Origin of the sequence: Azorhizobium oxalatiphilum (genome assembly GCF_014635325.1) — a bacterium.
GTDB lineage: Bacteria > Pseudomonadota > Alphaproteobacteria > Rhizobiales > Xanthobacteraceae > Azorhizobium > Azorhizobium oxalatiphilum.
Map to the genome: position 1 here is coordinate 1633997 of NZ_BMCT01000001.1, position 21879 is coordinate 1655875.

The following is a 21879-nucleotide window of genomic DNA, read 5'->3' on the forward strand; positions in this document are numbered from 1 at the left end:
CGCGCGCTTATTTCACCTCATAGGCCGCGGCGGCCACGGCCTCGCCGGTGCCCGCCGCGCGGGCGATGATGGCCCATTTGCCGGGGGTATCTGGCCGCACCGCCACCCGCACGGTCCGCTTGGCCGGCACGGGAACGGTGTCGTGCCACCAGGGCTTCCAGCCATCATCCGCGCCATCCAGCAGCCGAACCGGCATGCCGTGAAAATGGACGGCGACCGGCACCTCCGACGTATTGTTCAGGGCGAAGACGAGCGATTTCCCGACCGGAACCGTGCTGAGGACCGGGATACGGGCGAGATCCGCAGGTGCCACGCCGATGGCCAGTTCCGCCCGCACCGCGCCCTGTAGCGGGATATCCGAGGGGAGCGGGTTGGCGGGAAGTGCCTGTGGGGTGCTGGCCGGCGCCGGGGTATTGCTGCCGCCCACGGGAGCGATCAGCGCCAGTTCGATCGGGCCGCGCAGCAGTTCCACCTGCACATTGATGGGATTGGCCGATGCGCCGTTCAGGTTGATGTCCATCGCAAGGTCGATGCGGCCGCCCGGCACCAGCTGCATCCGGCCATCCTTGAGCACGAAGGGCGTGACCGGCTGGCCGTCGATGGCCATCACCCAGCTTTGCGTCTCCGCCACGCGTAGCGGCAGGAACTCCGGGGAGGCATTGATCAGCCGCAGTCGCGCGCGGCTGGCGGCGGGCGCCTCCAGCGTCGGCGAGACGGCGCCGTTGACGGTGATGACCGGCATCTGCGTGGTGGCGTCCACACCCCAGGTCTGAAGCAGCATCACATGGTCGGCGCCGAACGCGGCCGGGGTTTCCTCCTCCACGATCAGCGCGCCTGCCAGCGCCCGGCGGGTCAGGACGCCATCGAAGGCGTGATACCAGAAGGTGCCGGCGTCCGGCGGGGCGAAGCGGATGTCGCGGGTTTCGCCGGCGGCGATGGCCGGGCCGGTAAGGCCGGGCACGCCATCAAGGGCGTTGGGCAGGCGCACGCCGTGCCAGGTGATGTCGAGCGGGCCGGAGAGGCCGTTGGCCACCGCCACGGAGAGCGGTTGGCCCCGCTTCACGCGCAGGATCGGGCCGGGGAGGGCGCCGTCGAAGAGTGACACAGGATCCGAGCCGGCCAGTTCGATCCGGTCGGCGGTGCCGACCTTGAGCAGCCGCCCGGCGGGCGTGGGGACGGCCGGAGTATTCTGGGAGAGCGCCAAACGGGGCAGCGCACCACCCAGGACAAGGGCTGCGGCGCCGGTGAGGACGGCGCGACGGGATGGGACCGGAACGCGCATGACACCTCTCCACACTGGGGACAGCAGCATGCGAACTTTCCCTTGCCCATGGGAAATGGGCAAGGGATTTCAGCCTTATAGGCGTTGCGGGCATGGTGCGCCGCAGCGCTCCCGCTTCGTCCGGAGAATGGTCAGGCGGCCTTGGCGCCGATGCCGTCGAGGGCGTGCAATTCCGCAACTGGCAGCTCAAGGGCGGCAGCGGCGAGATTTTCCTCCAGATGGGCCACGGATGAGGTGCCGGGGATCAGCAGGATATTGGGCGCGCGCTTGAGCAGCCAGGCGAGAGCGACCTGCAAGGGCGTCGCACCGAGCCTGTGGGCAACCTCCGACAGGGTAGCCGACTGCAGCGGGCTGAAGCCGCCCAGCGGGAAGAAGGGCACATAGGCGATGCCCATCTCTGCAAGGGCGTCGATCAGCGGGTCGTCGGCGCGATGGGCGAGATTGTACTGGTTCTGCACGCAGACGATCTCGCAGATGTCCTGGCCGGCCTTCACCTGATTGAGCGTGGCGTTGCTGAGGCCGATGTGGCGCACAAGGCCCTGCCGCTGAAGGTCTGCCAGCACCGAGAGCATGTCATCGATGCGGCCTTCCGCCGGACCGTGGATATCGAACATCAGGCGCAGGTTCACCACGTCGAGTGCGTCCAGTCCGAGGTTGCGTAGATTGTCCTCCACACCACGCTTCAGTTCATCCGGGGCGAAGGCGGGCAGCCATGAGGCATCGTCGCCACGGCGGGCGCCGATTTTGGTGACGATGACGAGATCCTTCGGATAAGGCGCCAGAGCCTCGCGGATGATCTGGTTGGTGACGTGAGGCCCGTAGAAGTCGCTGGTGTCGATATGATCCACGCCCGCTGCGATGGCGGCGCGCAGAACGGCCAGCGCAGCATCCCGGTCCTTCGGCGGGCCGAACACGCCCGGGCCGGCGAGCTGCATGGCGCCATAGCCCAGGCGCTTCACCATTCGATCGCCGAGACGATAGGTGCCGGATTTTTCGACGTTGGTCATCGCTGTGCTCCTTCGGGGGAGGGCTTCTGCCCGTTCCATGACGCTGACATAGGCCTTGTCGCTTCGTGCGATAATCGGGGATTATCGGTACGGTCTGTGCGGATTTTCGAACAATGGATGCGACGTGAAGGCTGATCTGAGCGACCTCAACGCATTTGTGGCTGTGGCGCGGGCCAGGGGCTTTCGTGATGGCGCCCGCGCCAGCGGTATCAGCGCCTCCGCCCTCAGCGAGGCTGTACGGCGCCTGGAGGCGCAACTGGGCGTCCGGCTGCTCCACCGCACCACCCGCAGCGTGGTGCCGACGGAGGCGGGGGAAAGCCTGTTGGCCCGGCTCACGCCCGCGCTTTCCGAGGTGGAGGCAGCGCTGGATGTGGTGAACGGCTTTCGTGATCGCCCCGCCGGCACGCTCAAGCTCAACGTGCCGGTCAGCGCAGCCCGGTTGGTGCTGCCCGCTATCGTGCCCGGCTTTCTGGCAGCCTATCCGGACATCCGGCTGGAGGTGATGGCCGACGAGAGCTTCGTGGATGTGATCGCTGCCGGCTGCGATGCGGGTATCCGCTATGATGAGCGGCTTGAGCAGGACATGATCGCGGTTCCCATCGGGCCACGCATCCAGCGCTTTGCCGCTGTCGCCGCTCCGGCCTATCTGGCGCAGGCGGGGCGTCCCGCGCATCCCCGCGACCTTCTGGAGCATGCCTGCCTCAGCGGTCGTTTTCCCAGCGGTGTAGTGCCGCCGTGGGAGTTCGAGCGGGATGGCGAGACCGTTCTGATCGATCCTCCGGCGCGCCTGCTGACCTCTCTGGGCCCTGCCACGGATCTCGTGCTGGACGTGGCCCTCGCCGGTGGCGGCGTGATGTTCATCTTCGAGGACTGGATCCGGCCGCATCTCGATAGCGGCAGGCTGGAGCCGGTGCTGGAGGACTGGTGGCCGAGCTTCAGCGGCCCCTTCCTGTATTACCCCGGCCGGCGGCTGGTGCCGGCGCCGCTGCGGGCCTTCATCGATTTCGTCAAGGGGCTTGGAACGCAGGGGCAGGTGGGCGCGAGCAGGGGTGGGGTTTGACTGCCCCGCGGGTTGCGCGCAATTCACACCCGGAGAGGGAGCCGAGGCGTGCTTTTTCTTGCTGCACGGGAAACCGAGCGTGATATAAGCCCCAACCCGGCCGGACCCGAGTCAATCGGTCGAACGGGCGATGGTGTGCGCCTCGGTGCGCGGATTTCAAAGTCCGCAGGCGGGCGTGGCGGAACTGGTAGACGCGCGGGATTTAGGTTCCCGTGACGCAAGTCGTGGGGGTTCGAAACCCTCCGCCCGCACCACGCCGCACCCGTTTCCGTGAGGGATGAGGGCGCTCCCGCTCCGGCGGCGCCAGAGAATTCGAACCGGACCGTCCAGCAAGGGCGGCCTATGGATGAAGGCAAGACGATGCAGGTGACTGAAACCCAGGCCGAGGGCCTCAAGCGCGCCTATACCGTGGTTCTCCCCGCGGCCGACCTTGATGCCAAGGCCCAGGATCGCCTGGTTGAGCTCAAGGACAAGGTGAAGATCAACGGCTTCCGCCCCGGCAAGGTGCCGGTGGCCCATCTCAAGGCGCTGTACGGCAAGTCCGTCATGGCCGAGGTGATCGAGCAGGCCGTGACCGAGGCCAACGGCAAGATCGTCGAGGACAACAAGCTGCGTCTCGCGCTGCCCCCGAAGGTCGCGCTGCCTGAGGCCGAGGACGAGGTGAAGAGCGTCATCGAGGGCGCCGCCGACCTCAAGTACACCGTCGAGCTGGAAGTGCTGCCCGCCATCGAGCTGGGCAACTTCAAGGACATCGCCATCGAGAAGCCGGTGGCTATCGTCTCCGACGAAGAGGTGGACGAGACCATCAAGCGCATCTCCGACGCCAACCGTCCGTTCAGCGCCAAGGAAGGCGCGGCTGCCTCCGGCGACCGGATCACCGTTGACTTCGTCGGCTCCATCGACGGCGTGCCGTTCGACGGCGGCGCCGGCCAGGACATCCCGGTGGTGATCGGCTCCAACAGCTTCATCCCCGGCTTCGAGGAGCAGCTGATCGGCCTCTCGGCTGGTGAGGAACGTACCATCACTGTCACTTTCCCGACGAACTATCTGTCGGCCGAGCTGGCGGGCAAGGAAGCCTCCTTCGCCGTGACCGCCAAGGGCATCGAAGCCCCCGGCGATCTGGCGATCGACGACGAGTTCGCCAAGACCCTCGGCCTCGAGAGCCTGGACAAGCTCAAGGAGAACGTGCGTGAGCGCATCTCCAAGGAGCATGAGGGCGCCACCCGCCAGCGCGTGAAGCGCCAGCTGCTGGACGCGCTCGACGCCGGCCACAAGTTCGACGTGCCGCCCACCCTGGTGGAGCAGGAGTTCGAGGGCGTGTGGAACCAGGTGCAGCAGGACCTGACCCAGCAGAATCGCACGTTCGCGGACGAGGGCACCACGGAAGAGGACGCCCGCGCCGAGTACCAGAAGATTGCCGAGCGTCGCGTGCGCCTTGGTCTGGTTCTTGCGGAGATCGGCGAGCGTAACAATATTCAGGTCAGCGACGACGAAGTGACGCGCGCGGTAGTGGAGCGGGCGCGTCAGTTCCCCGGTCAGGAGCAGCAGGTGTGGGATTACTATCGCCGCAATGCGCAGGCGATGGCTTCCCTCCGCGCGCCCCTGTTCGAAGAGAAGGTCGTCGATTTCCTTCTGGAGCTCGCCAACGTGACCGAGAAGCAGGTCTCGCGCGAGGAGCTCTACAAGGAAGATGAGGAGAAGGCGGCCTGATTTCAGGCCTCCTTTACTCCGCCTGCGACGATAGCGCGCGCCCTCCCTGCGCCGAGGACTGAAAATGCGTGATCCTGTAGATACTTACATGAATTACCTCGTCCCCATGGTGGTCGAGCAGACCAACCGGGGAGAGCGCGCGTATGACATCTATTCCCGTCTCCTGAAGGAGCGGATCATCTTCCTGACCGGTCCGGTGGAAGACGGGATGTCCACGCTGGCGGTGGCGCAGTTGCTCTTTCTTGAGGCTGAAAACCCCAAGAAGGAAATCTCCATGTACATCAATTCGCCGGGCGGCGTGGTGACGTCGGGTCTCGCGATCTACGACACCATGCAGTTCATCCGCCCGGCGGTGTCCACGCTGTGCATCGGCCAGGCTGCCTCCATGGGCTCCCTGCTGCTGACTGCCGGTGAGAAGGGCCTGCGCTTCGCTCTGCCGAACGCTCGAATCATGGTTCACCAGCCGTCCGGCGGGTTCCAGGGTCAGGTCACGGACATCATGCTGCATGCGCAGGAGATCATGAGCCTGAAGAAGCGGCTGAATGAAATCTATGTGAAGCACACGGGCCAGCCGATCGAGAAGATCGAGGACGCCCTGGAGCGCGACAATTTCATGACTGCCGCCACCGCGCAGGAGTTTGGGCTGATCGATACGGTTATCGACAAGCGCCCTTCTGAAGAGCCTGCCAAGGCCTGATACCTTCGGTTTTTCCGGGGGAGGTGCACGCAACGCTCTTGCGTGCACCGCCATATCGCGCTTGCATGCTCCGATAGCCGGCGTTGGACCGGCTGCGTCGGAGCCCCGCCATTTCGGTTGTTTCCGGATGGCGGTGAGCCGGGGCAATAACATCCGCCTCGGCGTTTCCGACGTAGCCATCATATCCGATGGCGGCGCACGATCCGGCGTGCGCGATGAAACATATCATCGTCATGCGGGATTGGTCTGGCAGGCAGGTCTCCGGCACGCCATATGCATGGCAACATGCGTGGGGTGTGCAGAGTGGATCGCCTTCCGGTGGGAAGGAAATGCCCGGCCTCGTGATGGCCGTGCGTTACGACAGGTAGCCGCAAGTCTGAGGGTGTTAACTCAGGGTTGTGGAAAGCAGGCTGAGGATGGCGGGATCGGTTCGCGAGGGCCGGATCTCACCGAAGGGCGGCGCAGGCCGCTAACGGAAGCGGGCGCCCGCGGGGTGCCTTCCTTCCACAAGGGTTCCATCTCGCGCCGCGGGGGGCTCCTTCAGCAAGGGCATCCGACGGAGTGAATGGACCGCACGGAGACGAAGATGAGCAAGACCGGCGGCAGCGACAGCAAGAACACGCTTTACTGCTCGTTCTGCGGCAAGAGCCAGCACGAGGTCCGAAAGCTCATCGCAGGACCTACGGTCTTCATTTGCGACGAGTGTGTCGAACTGTGCATGGACATCATTCGCGAGGAATCCAAGTCCTCGCTGGTGAAGTCGCGGGACGGCATCCCGACCCCGAAGGAAATCCGCAAGGTCCTCGATGATTACGTCATCGGCCAGGACCATGCGAAGAAGGTCCTCTCGGTGGCGGTTCACAACCACTACAAGCGCCTGAACCACGCCACGAAGCATGGCGATGTGGAACTGGCCAAGTCCAACATCATGCTCATCGGCCCCACGGGCTCGGGCAAGACGCTGCTGGCCCAGACGCTGGCGCGCATTCTGGACGTGCCGTTCACCATGGCCGACGCCACCACGCTGACCGAAGCCGGTTACGTGGGCGAGGACGTGGAGAACATCATCCTCAAGCTGCTGCAGGCTGCCGACTACAATGTCGAGCGGGCGCAGCGCGGCATCGTCTATATCGACGAGATCGACAAGATCAGCCGCAAGTCCGACAACCCCTCCATCACCCGCGACGTCTCGGGCGAGGGCGTGCAGCAGGCGCTGCTGAAGATCATGGAAGGCACGGTGGCTTCCGTCCCGCCCCAGGGTGGCCGCAAGCATCCGCAGCAGGAATTCCTGCAGGTGGACACCACCAACATCCTGTTCATCTGCGGCGGCGCCTTCGCCGGCCTCGACAAGATCATCGCCGGCCGCGGCAAGGGCGGCACCTCCATCGGCTTCTCCGCCAAGGTGGCTCCGGTCGAAGACCGCCGCCCCGGCGAGGTGTTCCGTGAGGTGGAGCCCGAGGATCTGCTGAAGTACGGCCTCATCCCCGAGTTCATCGGCCGTCTGCCGGTTCTGGCGACGCTGGGCGACCTCGACGAGGCGGCTCTCAAGCAGATCCTGGCCGAGCCGAAGAACGCGCTTGTGAAGCAGTATCAGCGCCTGTTCGAGATGGAGAATGTGGATCTCACCATCCACGAGGAGGCGCTTGGCGCCATCGCCCGCAAGGCCATCGAGCGCAAGACCGGCGCGCGCGGCCTGCGCTCCATCATGGAAGGCATCCTGCTGGACACCATGTTCGATCTCCCCGGCCTTGAGGGCGTGGAGGAAGTGGTGATCAGCAAGGAAGTGGTCGAGCAGAACGCGCGTCCCCTCTACATCTATGCGGATCGTGTCGGCGACGCCGGCGCCAGTGCGTGACAGGGCGCAAGCTCTCGGCTTCCCCCGCCTCTCAGGAGCGGGGGAAGCATTTGAACCTGTTCGCGGAACGGCCCGCGCATTCGGCCGGTTGAAGACGCTGGAAAGTGGTGCGTTGAGCGTGGTCTTCGCGGTCTTGAAAGCCCGCGATGCGCTCTCCATGTCTGTGACGAAGACTCCGGTTCCCGGGCTCGGTTCCTGTGCCTCTCGCGGCGTTTCCGCCGCGCTCTAGCATCGAAATCCCGTTCCCGCTCCGGCTGCGACCGCGCAGACGAACCCGTGTCCGTCGGCGACGGCGCCTATTGAAAGGATTGGGTCATGACGAGCCCGAAGCAGCGCCCCCCTCTCGTTCCTGGCGTCGCTCAGACTTTCCCCGTGCTGCCCCTGCGTGACATCGTGGTGTTCCCCCACATGATCGTCCCGCTGTTCGTCGGCCGCGAGAAGTCCATCCGCGCGCTTGAAGAAGTGATGCGCGGCGACACCTATATCCTGCTGGCCACGCAGGAGAACGCTTCGGACGATGATCCGGCGACCGACGCCATCTATCGCGTCGGCACGCTGGCGACTGTCCTGCAGCTGCTGAAGCTGCCCGACGGCACCGTGAAGGTGCTGGTGGAAGGCGTTACCCGCGCCCAGGTGGTGCAATATACCGACCGTGCCGATCTCTATGAGGCTGAAGCCATCTCGCTGCCCGACGAAACGGGCGACGTGGTGGAAGCGGAGGCGCTCGCGCGCTCCGTGGTCAACGAGTTCGAAAACTATGTGAAGCTCAACAAGAAGGTGTCCCCCGAGGTGGTGGGCGTCGTCGGCCAGATCGACGACCACGCCAAGCTCGCCGACACCATCGCCTCCCATCTCGCGGTGAAGATTCCCGAGAAGCAGGCCGTGCTGGAGACCGTGAAGGTCGCCGACCGGCTGGAGAAGGTGCTGGGCCTGATGGAGAGCGAGATCTCCGTGCTCCAGGTGGAGAAGCGCATCCGTACGCGGGTGAAGCGCCAGATGGAGAAGACCCAGCGCGAGTACTATCTCAACGAGCAGATGAAGGCGATCCAGAAGGAACTCGGCGACGAGGACGGCCGGGATGACCTTCAGGAGCTGGAAGACCGGATCAAGCGCACCAAGCTGACCAAGGAAGCGCGCGAGAAGGCCACGCACGAGCTGAAGAAGCTCCGCCAGATGTCGCCCATGTCGGCGGAAGCCACCGTGGTGCGCAACTATCTGGACTGGCTGCTGTCGATCCCGTGGAGCGTGAAGAGCAAGGTCAAGAAGGACCTGCCCTTCGCCCAGTCGATCCTGGATTCGGATCACTACGGCCTCGACAAGGTCAAGGAGCGCATCGTCGAGTATCTGGCGGTGCAGAGCCGCGCCAACAAGCTGGCGGGCCCGATCCTGTGCCTCGTCGGCCCTCCGGGCGTCGGCAAGACCTCGCTTGGCCGTTCCATCGCCAAGGCGACGGGCCGCGAGTTCGTGCGCGTCTCCCTTGGCGGCGTGCGCGACGAGGCGGAGATCCGCGGCCATCGGCGGACCTATATCGGGTCCATGCCGGGCAAGATCATCCAGTCCATGCGCAAGGCCAAGAAGTCGAATCCGCTCTTCCTGCTCGACGAGATCGACAAGATGGGCGCCGACTTCCGTGGCGATCCGTCCGCTGCCCTGCTGGAGGTCCTCGACCCCGAGCAGAACAGCACCTTCGCGGACCACTATCTGGAGGTCGATTATGACCTCTCGAACGTGATGTTCGTGACCACGGCGAACACGCTGAACATTCCCCCGGCGCTGCTCGACCGTATGGAGGTGATCCGCATCGCCGGTTACACCGAGGACGAGAAGGCGGAGATCTCGCGCAAGCATCTGATCCCCAGCGCCCTGCAGAAGCATGGCCTGCAGCCCAAGGAGTGGTCCATCGACGATGCGGCCCTCATGCAGGTGATCCGCCGCTACACCCGCGAGGCGGGCGTGCGTAACCTGGAGCGCGAGATCTCCACACTGGCCCGCAAGGCGGTGAAGGAACTCGTTATCTCCAAGAAGAAGTCGGTGAAGGTGACGGCGAAGAACCTCGAGGACTTCCTCGGTGTTCCGCGCTTCCGCTATGGCGAGATCGAGCGCGAGGATCAGGTGGGTGTCGTCACCGGCCTCGCCTGGACCGAGGTGGGCGGCGAGTTGCTGACCATCGAAGGCGTGATGATGCCCGGCAAGGGTCGTATGACCGTCACCGGCAACCTGCGCGATGTGATGAAGGAGTCCATCTCGGCCGCCGCCTCCTATGTGCGGTCGCGGTCGGTGGACTTCGGCATCGAGCCGCCGCTGTTCGAGCGCCGGGACATCCATGTCCATGTGCCCGAGGGCGCGACTCCCAAGGACGGTCCGTCCGCCGGCGTCGCCATGGCCACCACCATTGTCTCCGTGCTCACGGGCATTCCCGTGCGCCGCGACGTGGCGATGACCGGCGAGATCACGCTGCGCGGCCGCGTTCTGCCCATCGGCGGCCTCAAGGAGAAGCTGCTGGCCGCCCTGCGCGGCGGCATCAAGAAGGTGCTGATTCCGGAAGAGAACGCCAAGGATCTGGCGGACATCCCGGACAATGTGAAGAACGCGCTGGAGATCATTCCGGTGTCGCGCATGGATGAGGTGCTGCACCACGCCCTGCTGCGCCATCCGGAGCCCATCTCCTGGACCGAACAGCCGGTGAGCGGCGCAGTGGTTCCGGATGAGGATGCATCGGGCCTGGTTGCTCACTGATCCGCATCGCGTTCCTGAGTGAAGATAGATCCCGGCGCCGCCTAGCGGCGCCGGGATTTTGCGTTTTCGGCCTGTCTTCTCGTTCTTCTCCCTGTGTGAGCTGGTGAGGACAGAGGCTGCCCGTGGGGGAAGCGGGAAAACGCCTTTGCCTCCCCACGCCAGAGATCGTGACCGAAACCGCCTGCGATCCGCTTCAGAGGTCATCTGGATGCGTGCATGCATCTTGAATCGCGGCAAAGTGAGTGTTCGCTTGCCCTCGCGCGACACTGACGGCGCTGGTCCGCAGCTCATTTCACGGCTGGTTGTCCCCCGTTTTTCGTGCGCCTCATCGGGTCGCGCCCGGGAGCTCTGTCGTGGCCGGGGAGGGCTCCCGCTGACGATCCAGTGCATTCAATGATTTCAAGTGTTTAGCGCATTTGCGAGACCGCCGACGGCTGCGCGGCAGGGCTTCATTCAACCGCCCGTGCGTCCCCGAAACCCTGTGTTGATGCGGGTTTGTGGCGCTTGCCGCTTGCAAAAGCCATATTTTCCGTAAAGCTTCCCGCGCGTCGTTGAGGCGAAAGCCTCGCGATTCGAAGAGACACAACGGAAGGAACGGTCACATGACCACCAAGAACGAACTGATCGCCGCGGTGGCCGAAGAGGCCAAGCTCACGAAGGCGGCTGCGGCGGCCGCCGTGGATGCCACGTTCGACATCATCGCCAAGGCGCTGAAGGACGGCGAAGAAGTGAAGCTGATCGGCTTCGGCTCCTTCTCGGTCGTCACCCGCGCCGCCCGCGAGGGCCGCAACCCCCGCACCGGCAAGCCGGTGAAGATCGCCGCCTCCAAGGCGCCGAAGTTCACCCCCGGCAAGGGCCTCAAGGAAGCCGTCAACGGCTGATCCCGTTCCGTGCGGCGCTCCCCCGCCCGAGGCGGGCGGAGCGCCCCGGCGACGGTCCCTCGGGCCGTACGGCCCGGGTGGCATATTCCGGCGTTATCGGCGGGTTTACCGCCGACGCCCTCTGGCCTTTTAGCGCCGATCCCGGTGCCTGCCGTCACGTTCCGCATGCCGAACGTCGAGCGCAGGACTCCCGGACGTCCTGGCCATCTGATGCCTGCGTTCGCGAATCTGCCGTTTCCCGCCTCCGCTGCTTCGGGAATGCATCGCGTGCTCGCAACGCCTGATGACGAAATGCACTGAAACTTGGGCTCAGCGCGCATCATACATGCGCTCATGGGCACGGCCGCTTTCAACGGCCTGCGGGCGTTGTTGGGGGGCTCCAAAGGCTGGGAGGTTCCCCGGTGCGGAAAAAATAGCTTGCAAGTCAGCTCCGCGACAGCAATGCAGGGTTTTCTAAGACGGTAATCACGTCCTTGGGGTGCGGTGGCAGGATGCCTGCCGTAGAGCCTTGGGTCCGGTTGCCAGTGCTGCCCCAGCAGCGTTGCTCCTCGCAGAAATGAGTCTTCCGATGAAGCCGCAGATCTATCATGTTCATGCGCGCCCCATGCCCTCCGCCGGGCAGAGCAATCGGCGCGCGGCCAGGCGTTATCCGACCTCGCAGAAGGCCATCATCATGCGAGAGGAAAAGCAGCTCTGCCACGGTGAGATCATCGACATGTCGTCCGGCGGCGCGCAGATCAAGGTCGTGCGCCAGCAGATGGTGCCCGACGAGGTGAATGTGCTGATCCTCGGCGAGACCTACATGAAGGATATTCCGGTCTCCGTGCAGTGGCGCAGCGATGGGCGCCTCGGAGTGATGTTTCTCTCCCACGGCAAGGTTTACTGAGCCTTCGCTCCACAAGGCGAGGCCATTTCACATCCAAGCCGGCCTTCTAGGCCGGCTTTTTTGTTGGATCTCGCGTAGCTCGCTTCCGGGGGCGCCCGTGGCCGCCGCTTGGCGCGCCTGTCATCGGTTGATCGGTCGCGCGTCGTGGTGCCTCCGCCCAGCCCGGTGCGAACCGTAATACAGGATTGACCAGGACTGCTGCATGTCCGGGTGCGGGACGCGGTGTTCAGGGGGGGGGCGACACGTCGGTGGGCCCGTATCGCATTCCTTCAGGCGCGTTGCAGCATGTTCCGGTTTGCATCAGGCGGTGCTGATGTCTGGCGCTGCGAAGGCAGGACGGCGGCGGTCCGCCTCGTTTCGGCCACTGGTGGGTTGGGGGCAGCGGCATCGCGGGCGCAAGGGCCCACTTGCACCGGCGGCGTCCGGATGGTTAAACCGCCGCTCCGGGCTGTCGCTTCGTTTCCACCAGTGAAATGGCGCGGTGCCTGCGACCGGCCAGCCTGCTTCAGGCGGGGCTGCATAGGGCGGTTAGCTCAGTTGGTAGAGCATCTCGTTTACACCGAGAGGGTCGGCGGTTCGAGCCCGTCACCGCCCACCATACTTTCCATGTCGGCATCAGGTGGGGCGGTCGTGCGTCGGCGCCGCTCGCAGCTCATCAGATGCCTGTGCCCGTCGCGGCGAAGCTGTTGGCGACGATGGCGAGCTTCTCAGCCTGATAGGCATCGTACTCCGCGATAAAGCCCCTGGAGACCCAAAGCGTCGAGCGCCCACGTGCTCCCGTCCATCCAAGGCTTCCGGCCGCCTCTGCGGCATGGAGCTTTCGGGTCAGGTGGGAGCGCGAGATGGCGAGTCCGGTTCGAAGCTGCGTGTAGCTCGACAGCGCCGTGGCTACCTGTGAGGCCCTCTCACGGGTATCGGTCAGGCCGGCGATCAGCCGATCCATCAACAATCCACCATCGTTCAGCCAGCTGAACAGTGCAAACGTCCCCGATGGCCGGATGCACACATCCGACTGCAGGATGCCATCGACCACGCGCGGCTGCAGGATGGGGAGCAGGTCCGGCTGGGTCGAAAGGGTCGCAGCGCGCGCGCCGCCATCGAGCCGGTCCAATGTGTGAAGGTGGATGGCCATCCAGCGCCGCATCATGACATGGGCGGCCTCGGCCACCATGAGCGGCCGGGAGCGGCGGTCTTTCCGTTCCGGGGCGGGAATGCCGATCCCCTCGCGGACCATCTCCCGTACAAACGCCTCGGCCGTGTTCGGGCTGGCGATCCGGAACTGTTCGACCTTGCGCAGGAATTCTGCGAGCAGAACGCGCCCGTCGCTACTCTTATAGGTGAGGGACAGGAATATCTGGCCCATCATGTAGCGCTGCTGGGTGGCGAACACCGAGGCGAGGAGGGGGGCATGGGCGTGGATGCCGAGAAAGGCCTCCGCCTGCTGGCGGATAGCGGGCCGCAGCTCCGCGTTCTGCAGGATGTCCACTGGTGTCATGGCGTGGGCGACTGCTTGCGAGGGCGGATCCGGCTGTTCCTGGCCCGTGGTGACGTTCCCAGGATACCGGGCGCATGCTGAACCGGATTTAGAGCTGTATCTCGCCTTATCTGCGATGGGCCCGAAAATGGTTGAGCTCAAGCCGCGATCCGAGGCTCCTTGGGGCGGGATCTTCTCGACGACTGTTATGCGGTCGAGGAGGCGCCATTCCGTAGAGATCGACGGGGCCACGCAGAATGGAAAAAGGCAAGGCCGTCAGCCGCCTAGTGGGGGCGTCAGCATGAGGCGATGAAGAGCATCGCAGGCTCTTTCTCGGATATGCAATCGATGTCTGGAGAGGACGGCTCAAGCCGTAAAGTAAGTGGCGGGAGTGACGGGGCTCGAACCCGCGACCTCCGGCGTGACAGGCCGGCGCTCTAACCAACTGAGCTACACCCCCCGAAGCGGCCGCCGCAGAAGCGATCAGCGCGTCGAGTGGCCGGGTGATACGGCGCCCCTCACATCAAGTCAAGCGAGGCTACCGCCTTTTCATGAAGGCTGTGCAAAAGCCCCTGTGGATGGCGTTGCGCCCTCACCCCGTCCTGCGATGTCCCAGGCCTTCCAGTCATTGGATTTTGGTCTGCATAATCCGTCACTCGCAAGCCTTTGCGGGGAGGCCACGGAAGACGATGTGCGATCCCAGGGCTGGGGTGCGAAAGGGGGCGAGCAGGAGGCCCGTGCTGAGAATCGTGAGGTGCGGATGATTGCCAGAGACAGGGGAAGGCGAGATGCGCAGGTGGAGCTGCCTTCCGCTTTGCAAAAAGCGGCAGCGCGTGTGTGCGCACGCCAAAGGAGCCAGAGCTCGACACGGCTGAGCGGCTCGTGTCTTAAAAGTCACGCAAGGGATGTGGTGCGCCAGATGGCGTCTAAGGCACGCTCGCGCGATACGGCGCTTGGAGCGTCCTGACGGGAGCGATCAGAGAAAGACGCCGTTGGAGCAGAACAGGACGCCCATGCGATCCCCATCCCGCCAGCGAACCGAGACGGGCACCGACTTCATGTAGGTGTCGCCGACGATGAGGATGTTGAATTCGGCCGGAAAGCGTTCGGGCCTGGAAATCTTGATCTGGGCGCCGCCTGCCGACATGTCCACGATCTCGCAGAAGCACAGCTTCTCGCCATTGTTCATGATCCAGGCGCGCTGCGCTGTCGGGAAGCGCTTGGACTTACGCCGGTTCACCTGCTGGAACTGTGCAGCAGCCCAAGGCGAGACATGAACAATCTGACGCTGCAGCATAAGGCCCACCCTGAAAGAAGGTGCACGAGTCTCAAATGCAATGGTCGTGTGGAGCCGTTCAACACCACTTCCCTTCGCCGTGCAACAATTAATGTCAAAATGGAGCGCGTATGCGGCAGGAAATTTCCATAGTGGACGATTTATGTGCCGAAAGCTGCGCGCGGATATCGGGTCTCGCTTTGGTTGAGTTGGATATTTTTCAATATTTTTCAAATAGTTAGTCGGAAATTTGGGCTGATTTTTCGCCTCAGGTGATCCTTGTTCAAGCCCCAGTGTGGCGCGCCGCCGCACCTGCTCCATTTTGAAGCCATCTCTCCCATCTTACCGTCCGAGACGCCCTGAGCGACGTCGCAAACGGCAGGATTCGTTGGCGAAAAATGTCGCGTACAGGCAGCCGCCTCCATCATGCCGAGCGAGGGGCGGCCTATGCGAGACGGATGAAGGTTAGCCGAAGAGAGGCGTGTGCATTCAGCTGCGTGGCACAGCGTCCGCTATCGACGCCCGGCTGTTGCGAAATGAAGCGCCTCCATGTGGCCCCTCGGGCCGGGGAGCACGCCTCGCCAAGTTTTGGCGGAGGTGATCATGAGGCGGGCCCTCGAGATCGGCTACGAGCGGATGCGGGGGAAAGGGGCGGGGCGCTTGCGTTTTTCACGCGTTCGCCCCGGCGCGATCGCCCCCGCAGGCGGTCAACGCACCGGCAACGGGGTGCCGGTCCCGCCGCGTCCAACGTAGATAGCGGGCTATGGTTTCATGGTTGGAGTTATTTTTTTACCGCAAGCGGTGCTTGCCGCCCTAGTGGGTGCTGCTCGCAAACCAAAAATAGACGGCGCACAGAACCAGACTTCCCGTCAGCAGAAGGCCGATGCGTAACGCAACGCTGGGGCCAGCACGCTCGACCCGGTCCCAATCCGCCTCGTCATCACCGAGGGGATACGGCCCGTTCGGCCCTGCATCCTTCTTCGTCACGCGCGCCTGCTCCCTGCAGAACTCCATCGGTCGGCGCAGCCGGCCCGAGGCAAAGGAGCGAAAAGGCGCCAGAAAGCGTGCCTCGCCGCCAATAAGGGCCGGAATACATTACCGTAATGCCGCGGTCGTCGATTTGTTCCCAAAGTCGGCGGATTTTTCGCTGCGATGGGGCGCGCCGCGTGAAGGCGCTCGTCAGAGGCGAAACCGGCCGCTGTCTGTGCCTGAGCGGGAGGTTTATCCACCAGGATGGGTGTCTGTCGTTTTCTGAACGTATCTGCAAATAATGAATCTTAATCTCAACTCGCGTTTCAGAGATTAATATGGTGTCAAATTACCGTATTTGCGCGCGATGCGCGAAATTGGAGTGAGGGGTGCAATTTATAAAGGAGTATAATAATTTATAGTTGCATGCGAATAATACTTCTCGTGGGCGATTTTGCTATGAGGGGAGTGGTGGTTTGTTGAAAACAAGGTCGTAACAATGAAGCGTATCCTCCTCGCCGCTCTGCTCGCCACGGCAGCCGGCGCTCCGGCCATGGCGGCGGACCTAGCCGCACGCTATCCCGTGAAGGCCGTCGTCGCCCCGGTCGTACCGGTCTTCTCCTGGACCGGCTTCTATGTCGGCGGAAATCTCGGTTATGGCGGCGGCACCAACGACTATGCGTTCGGCACGCCCCTGACCTCCGTGACGGGCTCCGCCAATGCCGGTGGTTTCGTCGGCGGCGGTCAGATCGGCTACAATTATCAGTTCGCGAACAATGTGGTGCTCGGCCTTGAGACCGACATCCAGTGGACTGGCATTGAGAACAATGTCAGCGCCGCGAGCCTGAACGTCTCGACCTCTCTGGACTATTTCGGCACCGTGCGGGCGCGCCTCGGCTATGCGATTGACCGCTTCCTGCCCTACGTCACGGGCGGCTTGGCCTATGGCAAGACCAAGACGTCAGCCAATCTGGCCTATATCACCAACGACATCTTCTCCGGCTCGTCCACGAACACCGGCTGGACCGTTGGTGGCGGTGTCGAATACGCCGTCACAGGCAACTGGACGTTCAAGACCGAGTATCTCTATGTGGATCTCGGCAGCAACGACTACACGTCCTTGACGACGACGGACGCCATGAGCGTGGACAATGCCTATCACGTCGTTCGTGCGGGCCTGAACTACAAGTTCTGATGATCCGGCCGCTGCGTGCGGCCCCGCCGGTGCCTGTCCAGCGGCTGGCGCCGGCTCCTGATGAAGACCAGAAGACACTTCAGCCGCGCCGCCGGGCATGGTCCGGCAGGCGCGGTCCTTTAAGGGGAGGGGCTAGAGCATGTCCGGCTTTGATTGCTCCGCAATCCAAGCCGCAAGACATTCTCTATCAAAGAGTTGGAGTGTTTCTGTGTTTCCATGAAACACGGAAACGCTCTAGGCCTGCGCGAGCGCCGAGGGGGCCGTGTCGAACCCGGTGCAGCCGGTCAGCGCCATGGCCACCTCCAGTTCCGCGCGCAGGAGGTGCACCACATGCGCCACCCCCAGCGCCCCGGCCATCGCGAGCCCGTGGATATAGGGGCGGCCGATCAGCACCGCGGAAGCGCCGAGCGCCATCGCCTTCAATATGTCCGTGCCATGCCGGATGCCGCCGTCCACCAGTACCGGGATGCGCCGGTCTACGGCGGCCAGAACGGCCGGCAGCACTTCGATGGTGGGTGGAACGCTGTCCAGAACGCGACCGCCGTGGTTGGAGACGATCAGGCCGTCCAGTCCCTCCGCCAGCGCCCGGCTGGCGTCTTCCGGCGCCATTACGCCCTTGAGCAGGATAGGCAGGCGCGTCAGCGCACGCAGCCGTGCCACATCAGCCCACACCGGCGCTGGAGGCAGGGAGCCGCCGAACAGCGGGCTGCCGCCCAATGTGCTCGGCTGCGGCTCGGCCGCCACGAGGCCACGCAGATTGACCGCGTCTATCTCCGGTGGAAGCTGGAAGCCGGCGCGCCGGGCCTGAACGCGCAGGCTCACCGGCGCGTCCACCGTCACCACCAGCGCGCCATAGCCGGCCGCTTCCGCGCGGCGCACCAGGGCGGCGGTGAAGTCCCAGTCAGGCTGGATATAGAGCTGGAACCATTGTGGCCCCTGACTGGCGGCGCGAATGTCCTCCAGTCCCGTACTGGCATGGGTGCTCACCACCAGCGGCGTATCGGTGGCTCCGGCACCCTGCGCGACGGCGATTTCGCCGTCCGGATGAAACAGCCGGTGATAGGCCACGGGAGCCAGCAGGATGGGGTGTTCGAAGCTTGCCCCGAAAAGTCGGATGCGCGTACTCGCGCCGGAAAGATCGGCCAGCACGCGCGGTGCGAGCCGGAGGCGGTCATAGGCCTCGCGGGTCATGCGCTGGGTCAGCCCGTTGCCCGCCAATGATGCCAGATAGGCCCAATAGGGTTCCGATATCCGTTCCCGCGCCAGCCGTTCGTAGTCGGCGAGATCATAGGCGTCGGGCAGGGTGATCGGCATGGGTTGTCTCGGGCACGCGGGTATTTAGTTGCTGGGACGGGATTTGAACCTGCGCAAGCGCCTCTGCTCAGGCGGTCCGCGGATGCACCGGGCGCGGCTTGCCGGCTTCGTCGAGGGCGACCATGACGAACGTGGCCTCCGTCACCTTCTCGCGTCGGGAGGTGAGGGCGCGGCGGGCGAAGGCCTGCACATCGAGTGTCATGGAGGTGCGGCCCACCTTCACCACATTGATGTAGATGCACAGCGTGTCGCCGACCTTCACCGGGAGGCGGAAGTTGATCTCCTTCACACCCGCCGTGACCACGCGGCCCATGGCAACCTCGGTAGCGCGCATGCCGGCGGCAAGATCCATCTGCGCCATCACCCAGCCGCCGAAGATGTCGCCTGCGGGATTGGCATCAGCCGGCATGGCGAGGGTACGCAGGGTCAGGTCGCCGGTGGGCTCAGCGGCATCGGAAGGGGAGTTGGACATCGGGACGGGGCTCCGGGCGGGAGGGGAAACGGTTCCCGCTTGGTAGGCCCGTCATGCGCGGGGAGGCAAGCCGCAATGACGCCACGCCATGCTGCGCGGCGCCTGTCCGGCCCGGATCGCTTGTCGTAATCCCCGTCGCAGAAGCGCACCCGCTTCCGAGGAAACACTCTAGGCCATGTCCGCGAACTGGGTGTCGTGCAGCCGTCGGTAGAGCCCGCCCTCCAGCGCCACCAGTTCGCCGTGCCGGCCCTGCTCGGCCACGCCCTGCGGCCCCACCACGATGATGTGATCGGCATTGCGGATGGTGGACAGGCGGTGGGCGATAGTGAGCGTGGTGCGTCCTTCCGAAAGCGCCGCCAGCGACTGGCGGATCTCCAGTTCGGTTTCCGTATCCAGCGCCGAAGTGGCCTCGTCGAGGATCAGGATGGGCGGATCCTTCAGGAAGATGCGGGCGATGGCCACACGCTGCTTCTGTCCGCCCGAGAGCTTCACGCCTCGTTCGCCAACGACGGTGTCGAGCCCGGCCGGCAAGGCGGCGATCAGCGAGTCGAGGCGCGCCCGGCGGGCGGCTTCCAGAATGTCCTCGTCCGAAGCTCCGAGGCGGCCATAGGCGATGTTCTCGCGCAACGTGCCGGCGAACAGGAACACGTCCTGCTGCACGATGCCGATATGGGCGCGCAGCGAGGACAGGGTAAAGTCGCGGATATCGGTGCCGTCGATGGTGATGCGCCCGCCCGTGGGCTCGTAGAAGCGCGGCAGCAGCGAGCAGAGCGTGGTCTTGCCTGCCCCCGAGGGGCCGACGAAGGCCACCGTCTCGCCCGCCTTGATGGTGAGCGAGAGGTCGTTCAGCACCAGCTTCTCGGAGCCGTAGCCGAAGCTCACATTCTCATAGCGGATGGCGTCCTTGAAGCCGGTGAGCGGCTTGGCGTTCGGACGGTCGGCGATGTCAGGCTCGTTGGCGAGCAGTTCCAGATAGCGGCGGAAGCCGGCGACGCCCTTGGGGTAGATCTCCAGCACCGCATTGATCTTCTCGATCGGCCGGAAGAACACACCCACCAGCAGCAGGAAGGAGACGAACCCGCCATTGGTCAGTTCGCCCCGGATCACGAAATAGGTGCCGGCGATCATGACCAGCACCTGCGTCAGGCGCATGCCGAGATAGCTCAGCGTCATGTTGGCGGCCATGATGCGGTAGGCGGCCAGCTTGGTGGTGCGATAGCTTTCGTTGTCCTTGGCGAACAGCGCCTTCTCGTGTGCCTCGTTGGCGAAGGCCTGCACCACGCGGATGCCGCCCACATTCTCCTCGATACGGGCGTTGAAATCGCCCACGCGACCGAAGAGGGCGCGGAAATTCTCCGTCATGCGGCCCGAATAATGCGAGCCGAACCAGGCCACCAGGGGCACCACGCAGCCGGTGATCAGCGCCAGATGAATGTTCACCGTCGCCATCAGGATGAAGGCGCCGATGAAGGTCATGATGGCGATGAACAGGTCTTCCGGGCCGTGATGGGCGACTTCGCCCACCTCTTCCAGATCCTTGGTGATGCGGGCGACGAGGCGGCCGGTCTTCTGGTTGTCGAAGAAGCGGAAGGACAGCTTCTGGAGATGGTCGAATGCGCGTCGGCGCATGTCTGTCTCCATGTTGATGCCCAGCATGTGACCCCAGTATGTGACCACCGCCATGAGGCCGGCATTCAGCACATAGATGCCCACCAGGGCGGCGGCGGCGGCGGCGATCAGCCCCCACTGCTGGCCGGGCAGCAACTGGTCCACGAATAGCTTCACCGCCATCGGGAAGCCGAGTTCCAGCAGGCCCGAGACCACCGCGCAGGTGAAGTCGAGCACGAACAGGCCCTTGTAGGGCCGGTAATAGGCGAAGAAGGCACGCAGCAAAGACATGGACCTATCCTAGAGCCGGCGCGCCCGTCGCTGCCTGCGGAAGGCAGGGCGCCGGGCGCGTCGGTGGCACGCGGGTCGTGCGCGAAACATCAGTCACCGAGATCGACACCCTGATAGCCCCGCCGCCAGTAGGCGACAATGGAGCGGCGCTTTTTGGGAATGTCGAGCGTGTTGGCATGGGCGCGCAGGGCGCGGGCGGCGGACTGCTCACAGCCGACCCAGATGTAGGGATCGGCGGCATCCTCCGGCAGGGACACGGCTTTCACCGCATCCTCCAGCAGCGTGGTGGTGCCGGCCTCGGCGTCCTTGCGGTGGAGCCACTTCAGGTCCACCCGCGCGCGGCTGGGCAGGTGCTGCTCCTCGGCGGCATCAGCCACCTCGATGCGCACCACGGCCCGCGCCGTCGCCGGCATGATCTCCAGCCAGCGGGCGATGGCGGGCAAAGCCGTCTCGTCGCCCGCCATGAGATAGAAATCCGCATCCGGCAGACCGCCGCCGCCAGGCCCCATGAGGGCTGCGGGCAGGTCGGCGTCCGCCGCCAGCGCCCAGTCGGAACCGGGTGCGCCCGGATGCACCACGATGTCGATGGCCGCCTCGCCCTTCGCCACGTCCACGGAGCGGAGCGTGTAGACACGGGGGGTGAGCGCATCCTCGCCCTTGGGCCACTCCACCCGGCCGTCCGGACGCGGCGTGGGCCAGCGTGGGGTGCGGTCCTTCGGCGGGATCAGCAGGCGTACGTGAATGCTCTCGGCGGCAAGGCCGGATACGTCGCCGCTGAAGATCACCCGCCGCATGCGCGGGGTGATCTGGTACGCATCCTTGACGTGCAGTTCGTGCAGATAGGGCAGGCGGGTTTCCGCCATGCCGTCGCCCTGCCAGATGAAGTCCGGCGGTGTCGCGCCGGCGAAGGCGGCCAGATGCTCCGACAGGACCATCTTGGAGACGGAGAGGGCTGCGGCGGTGGGGCATTCCACCCGGAAGCGCAGGCGGGTGGCTTCGGCAAACATCTCCGCCCGGCCGAAGGTCGTGGTGATGGTGGCCCGGCCCGTGTCGCGCGTTACCGTGCCGTGGGTCTCGAAATGCTCGGCGAGCTTTTCCAGCATGCCGTACGGATCGGGGAGAGGCACCAGCGCATCGGCGCAGAGAAGGGCGGGTTCAGCCATGGG

16 protein-coding genes and 3 tRNA genes are annotated in these 21879 nt (G+C 64.6%); 10 read left to right on the plus strand and 9 right to left on the minus strand.

All coding sequences use genetic code 11. The annotated features are described in order from the left end of the window. Positions 1-7: 7 nt before the first annotated feature. Both IEW24_RS07260 and IEW24_RS07265 read right to left on the minus strand, forming a co-directional pair. Positions 8-1282 carry a multicopper oxidase family protein gene (locus IEW24_RS07260; RefSeq protein WP_188576732.1) on the minus strand — a complete coding sequence of 425 codons (1275 nt, stop codon included), beginning with the start codon at positions 1280-1282 and terminating at the stop codon, positions 8-10. A gap of 131 nt (positions 1283-1413) precedes the next feature. Continuing rightward, on the minus strand, positions 1414-2289 hold the full coding sequence (locus IEW24_RS07265) for an aldo/keto reductase family oxidoreductase (RefSeq protein ID WP_188576734.1): 876 nt from the start codon (positions 2287-2289) through the stop codon (positions 1414-1416). A gap of 124 nt (positions 2290-2413) precedes the next feature. Here IEW24_RS07265 and IEW24_RS07270 point away from each other — a divergent pair, with 124 nt between their 5' ends. From IEW24_RS07270 to IEW24_RS07310, 9 genes are all read left to right on the plus strand, one after another. Then, complete coding sequence (locus IEW24_RS07270; protein ID WP_188576736.1) at positions 2414-3349, plus strand: LysR family transcriptional regulator; 936 nt, start codon at positions 2414-2416, stop codon at positions 3347-3349. 169 nt (positions 3350-3518) lie between these two features. Further along, positions 3519-3603 (plus strand) — tRNA-Leu (locus IEW24_RS07275). 106 nt (positions 3604-3709) lie between these two features. Then, positions 3710-5059: a trigger factor gene (tig, locus tag IEW24_RS07280; protein ID WP_188576738.1), complete on the plus strand. Its 1350-nt coding sequence runs from the start codon at positions 3710-3712 to the stop codon at positions 5057-5059. A gap of 64 nt (positions 5060-5123) precedes the next feature. Then, positions 5124-5756 (plus strand): ATP-dependent Clp endopeptidase proteolytic subunit ClpP, encoded by a 633-nt coding sequence (gene clpP / locus IEW24_RS07285; RefSeq protein WP_188576739.1) that lies wholly within the window; start codon positions 5124-5126, stop codon positions 5754-5756. 586 nt (positions 5757-6342) lie between these two features. Then, on the plus strand, positions 6343-7611 hold the full coding sequence (gene clpX / locus IEW24_RS07290) for an ATP-dependent Clp protease ATP-binding subunit ClpX (protein ID WP_188576741.1): 1269 nt from the start codon (positions 6343-6345) through the stop codon (positions 7609-7611). Positions 7612-7926: 315 nt separating this feature from the next. Then, complete coding sequence (gene lon / locus IEW24_RS07295; protein WP_188576743.1) at positions 7927-10347, plus strand: endopeptidase La; 2421 nt, start codon at positions 7927-7929, stop codon at positions 10345-10347. A gap of 602 nt (positions 10348-10949) precedes the next feature. After that, on the plus strand, positions 10950-11228 hold the full coding sequence (locus IEW24_RS07300) for an HU family DNA-binding protein (protein ID WP_188576744.1): 279 nt from the start codon (positions 10950-10952) through the stop codon (positions 11226-11228). A 568-nt stretch (positions 11229-11796) separates the two neighbouring features. Beyond that, positions 11797-12114: a PilZ domain-containing protein gene (locus IEW24_RS07305; RefSeq protein WP_188576746.1), complete on the plus strand. Its 318-nt coding sequence runs from the start codon at positions 11797-11799 to the stop codon at positions 12112-12114. Between the two features lie 522 nt (positions 12115-12636). Further along, positions 12637-12712: transfer RNA gene (locus IEW24_RS07310), tRNA-Val, on the plus strand. A gap of 57 nt (positions 12713-12769) precedes the next feature. Here the strand turns inward: IEW24_RS07310 and IEW24_RS07315 are convergent. The 3 genes from IEW24_RS07315 to IEW24_RS07325 form a co-directional block, all read right to left on the minus strand. Next, positions 12770-13609, minus strand: coding sequence for a hypothetical protein (locus tag IEW24_RS07315; RefSeq protein ID WP_188576748.1), 840 nt, complete (start codon positions 13607-13609; stop codon positions 12770-12772). Positions 13610-13971: 362 nt separating this feature from the next. Then, positions 13972-14048: transfer RNA gene (locus tag IEW24_RS07320), tRNA-Asp, on the minus strand. 516 nt (positions 14049-14564) lie between these two features. After that, positions 14565-14885: a PilZ domain-containing protein gene (locus IEW24_RS07325; protein WP_188576750.1), complete on the minus strand. Its 321-nt coding sequence runs from the start codon at positions 14883-14885 to the stop codon at positions 14565-14567. A gap of 1447 nt (positions 14886-16332) precedes the next feature. On the opposite strand from IEW24_RS07325, the gene IEW24_RS07330 reads away from it, so the two are divergent. Next, positions 16333-17028, plus strand: coding sequence for an outer membrane protein (locus IEW24_RS07330; protein ID WP_188576752.1), 696 nt, complete (start codon positions 16333-16335; stop codon positions 17026-17028). A gap of 234 nt (positions 17029-17262) precedes the next feature. Here the strand turns inward: IEW24_RS07330 and IEW24_RS07335 are convergent, their stop codons facing one another. The 4 genes from IEW24_RS07335 to IEW24_RS07350 form a co-directional block, all read right to left on the minus strand. Continuing rightward, positions 17263-18342 carry an alpha-hydroxy acid oxidase gene (locus IEW24_RS07335; protein WP_188576754.1) on the minus strand — a complete coding sequence of 360 codons (1080 nt, stop codon included), beginning with the start codon at positions 18340-18342 and terminating at the stop codon, positions 17263-17265. Between the two features lie 67 nt (positions 18343-18409). Further along, positions 18410-18814, minus strand: coding sequence for an acyl-CoA thioesterase (locus tag IEW24_RS07340; RefSeq protein WP_188576756.1), 405 nt, complete (start codon positions 18812-18814; stop codon positions 18410-18412). Between the two features lie 168 nt (positions 18815-18982). Next, positions 18983-20707: an ABC transporter ATP-binding protein gene (locus IEW24_RS07345; protein ID WP_210324159.1), complete on the minus strand. Its 1725-nt coding sequence runs from the start codon at positions 20705-20707 to the stop codon at positions 18983-18985. A gap of 95 nt (positions 20708-20802) precedes the next feature. Next, positions 20803-21876, minus strand: coding sequence for a siderophore-interacting protein (locus tag IEW24_RS07350; RefSeq protein ID WP_188576760.1), 1074 nt, complete (start codon positions 21874-21876; stop codon positions 20803-20805). Between the last annotated feature and the right edge of the window lie 3 nt (positions 21877-21879).

Excerpts from the sequence above, each read along its gene's own strand:
- IEW24_RS07260 (WP_188576732.1), bottom strand. The coding sequence starts at position 1,282 with ATGCGCGTTCCGGTCCCATCCCGTCGCGCCGTCCTCACCGGCGCCGCA.
- IEW24_RS07265 (WP_188576734.1), bottom strand. The coding sequence starts at position 2,289 with ATGACCAACGTCGAAAAATCCGGCACCTATCGTCTCGGCGATCGAATG.
- tig (WP_188576738.1), top strand. The coding sequence starts at position 3,710 with ATGCAGGTGACTGAAACCCAGGCCGAGGGCCTCAAGCGCGCCTATACC.
- clpP (WP_188576739.1), top strand. The coding sequence starts at position 5,124 with ATGCGTGATCCTGTAGATACTTACATGAATTACCTCGTCCCCATGGTG.
- clpX (WP_188576741.1), top strand. The coding sequence starts at position 6,343 with ATGAGCAAGACCGGCGGCAGCGACAGCAAGAACACGCTTTACTGCTCG.
- lon (WP_188576743.1), top strand. The coding sequence starts at position 7,927 with ATGACGAGCCCGAAGCAGCGCCCCCCTCTCGTTCCTGGCGTCGCTCAG.
- IEW24_RS07300 (WP_188576744.1), top strand. The coding sequence starts at position 10,950 with ATGACCACCAAGAACGAACTGATCGCCGCGGTGGCCGAAGAGGCCAAG.
- IEW24_RS07305 (WP_188576746.1), top strand. The coding sequence starts at position 11,797 with ATGAAGCCGCAGATCTATCATGTTCATGCGCGCCCCATGCCCTCCGCC.
- IEW24_RS07315 (WP_188576748.1), bottom strand. The coding sequence starts at position 13,609 with ATGACACCAGTGGACATCCTGCAGAACGCGGAGCTGCGGCCCGCTATC.
- IEW24_RS07325 (WP_188576750.1), bottom strand. The coding sequence starts at position 14,885 with ATGCTGCAGCGTCAGATTGTTCATGTCTCGCCTTGGGCTGCTGCACAG.
- IEW24_RS07330 (WP_188576752.1), top strand. The coding sequence starts at position 16,333 with ATGAAGCGTATCCTCCTCGCCGCTCTGCTCGCCACGGCAGCCGGCGCT.
- IEW24_RS07335 (WP_188576754.1), bottom strand. The coding sequence starts at position 18,342 with ATGCCGATCACCCTGCCCGACGCCTATGATCTCGCCGACTACGAACGG.
- IEW24_RS07340 (WP_188576756.1), bottom strand. The coding sequence starts at position 18,814 with ATGTCCAACTCCCCTTCCGATGCCGCTGAGCCCACCGGCGACCTGACC.
- IEW24_RS07350 (WP_188576760.1), bottom strand. The coding sequence starts at position 21,876 with ATGGCTGAACCCGCCCTTCTCTGCGCCGATGCGCTGGTGCCTCTCCCC.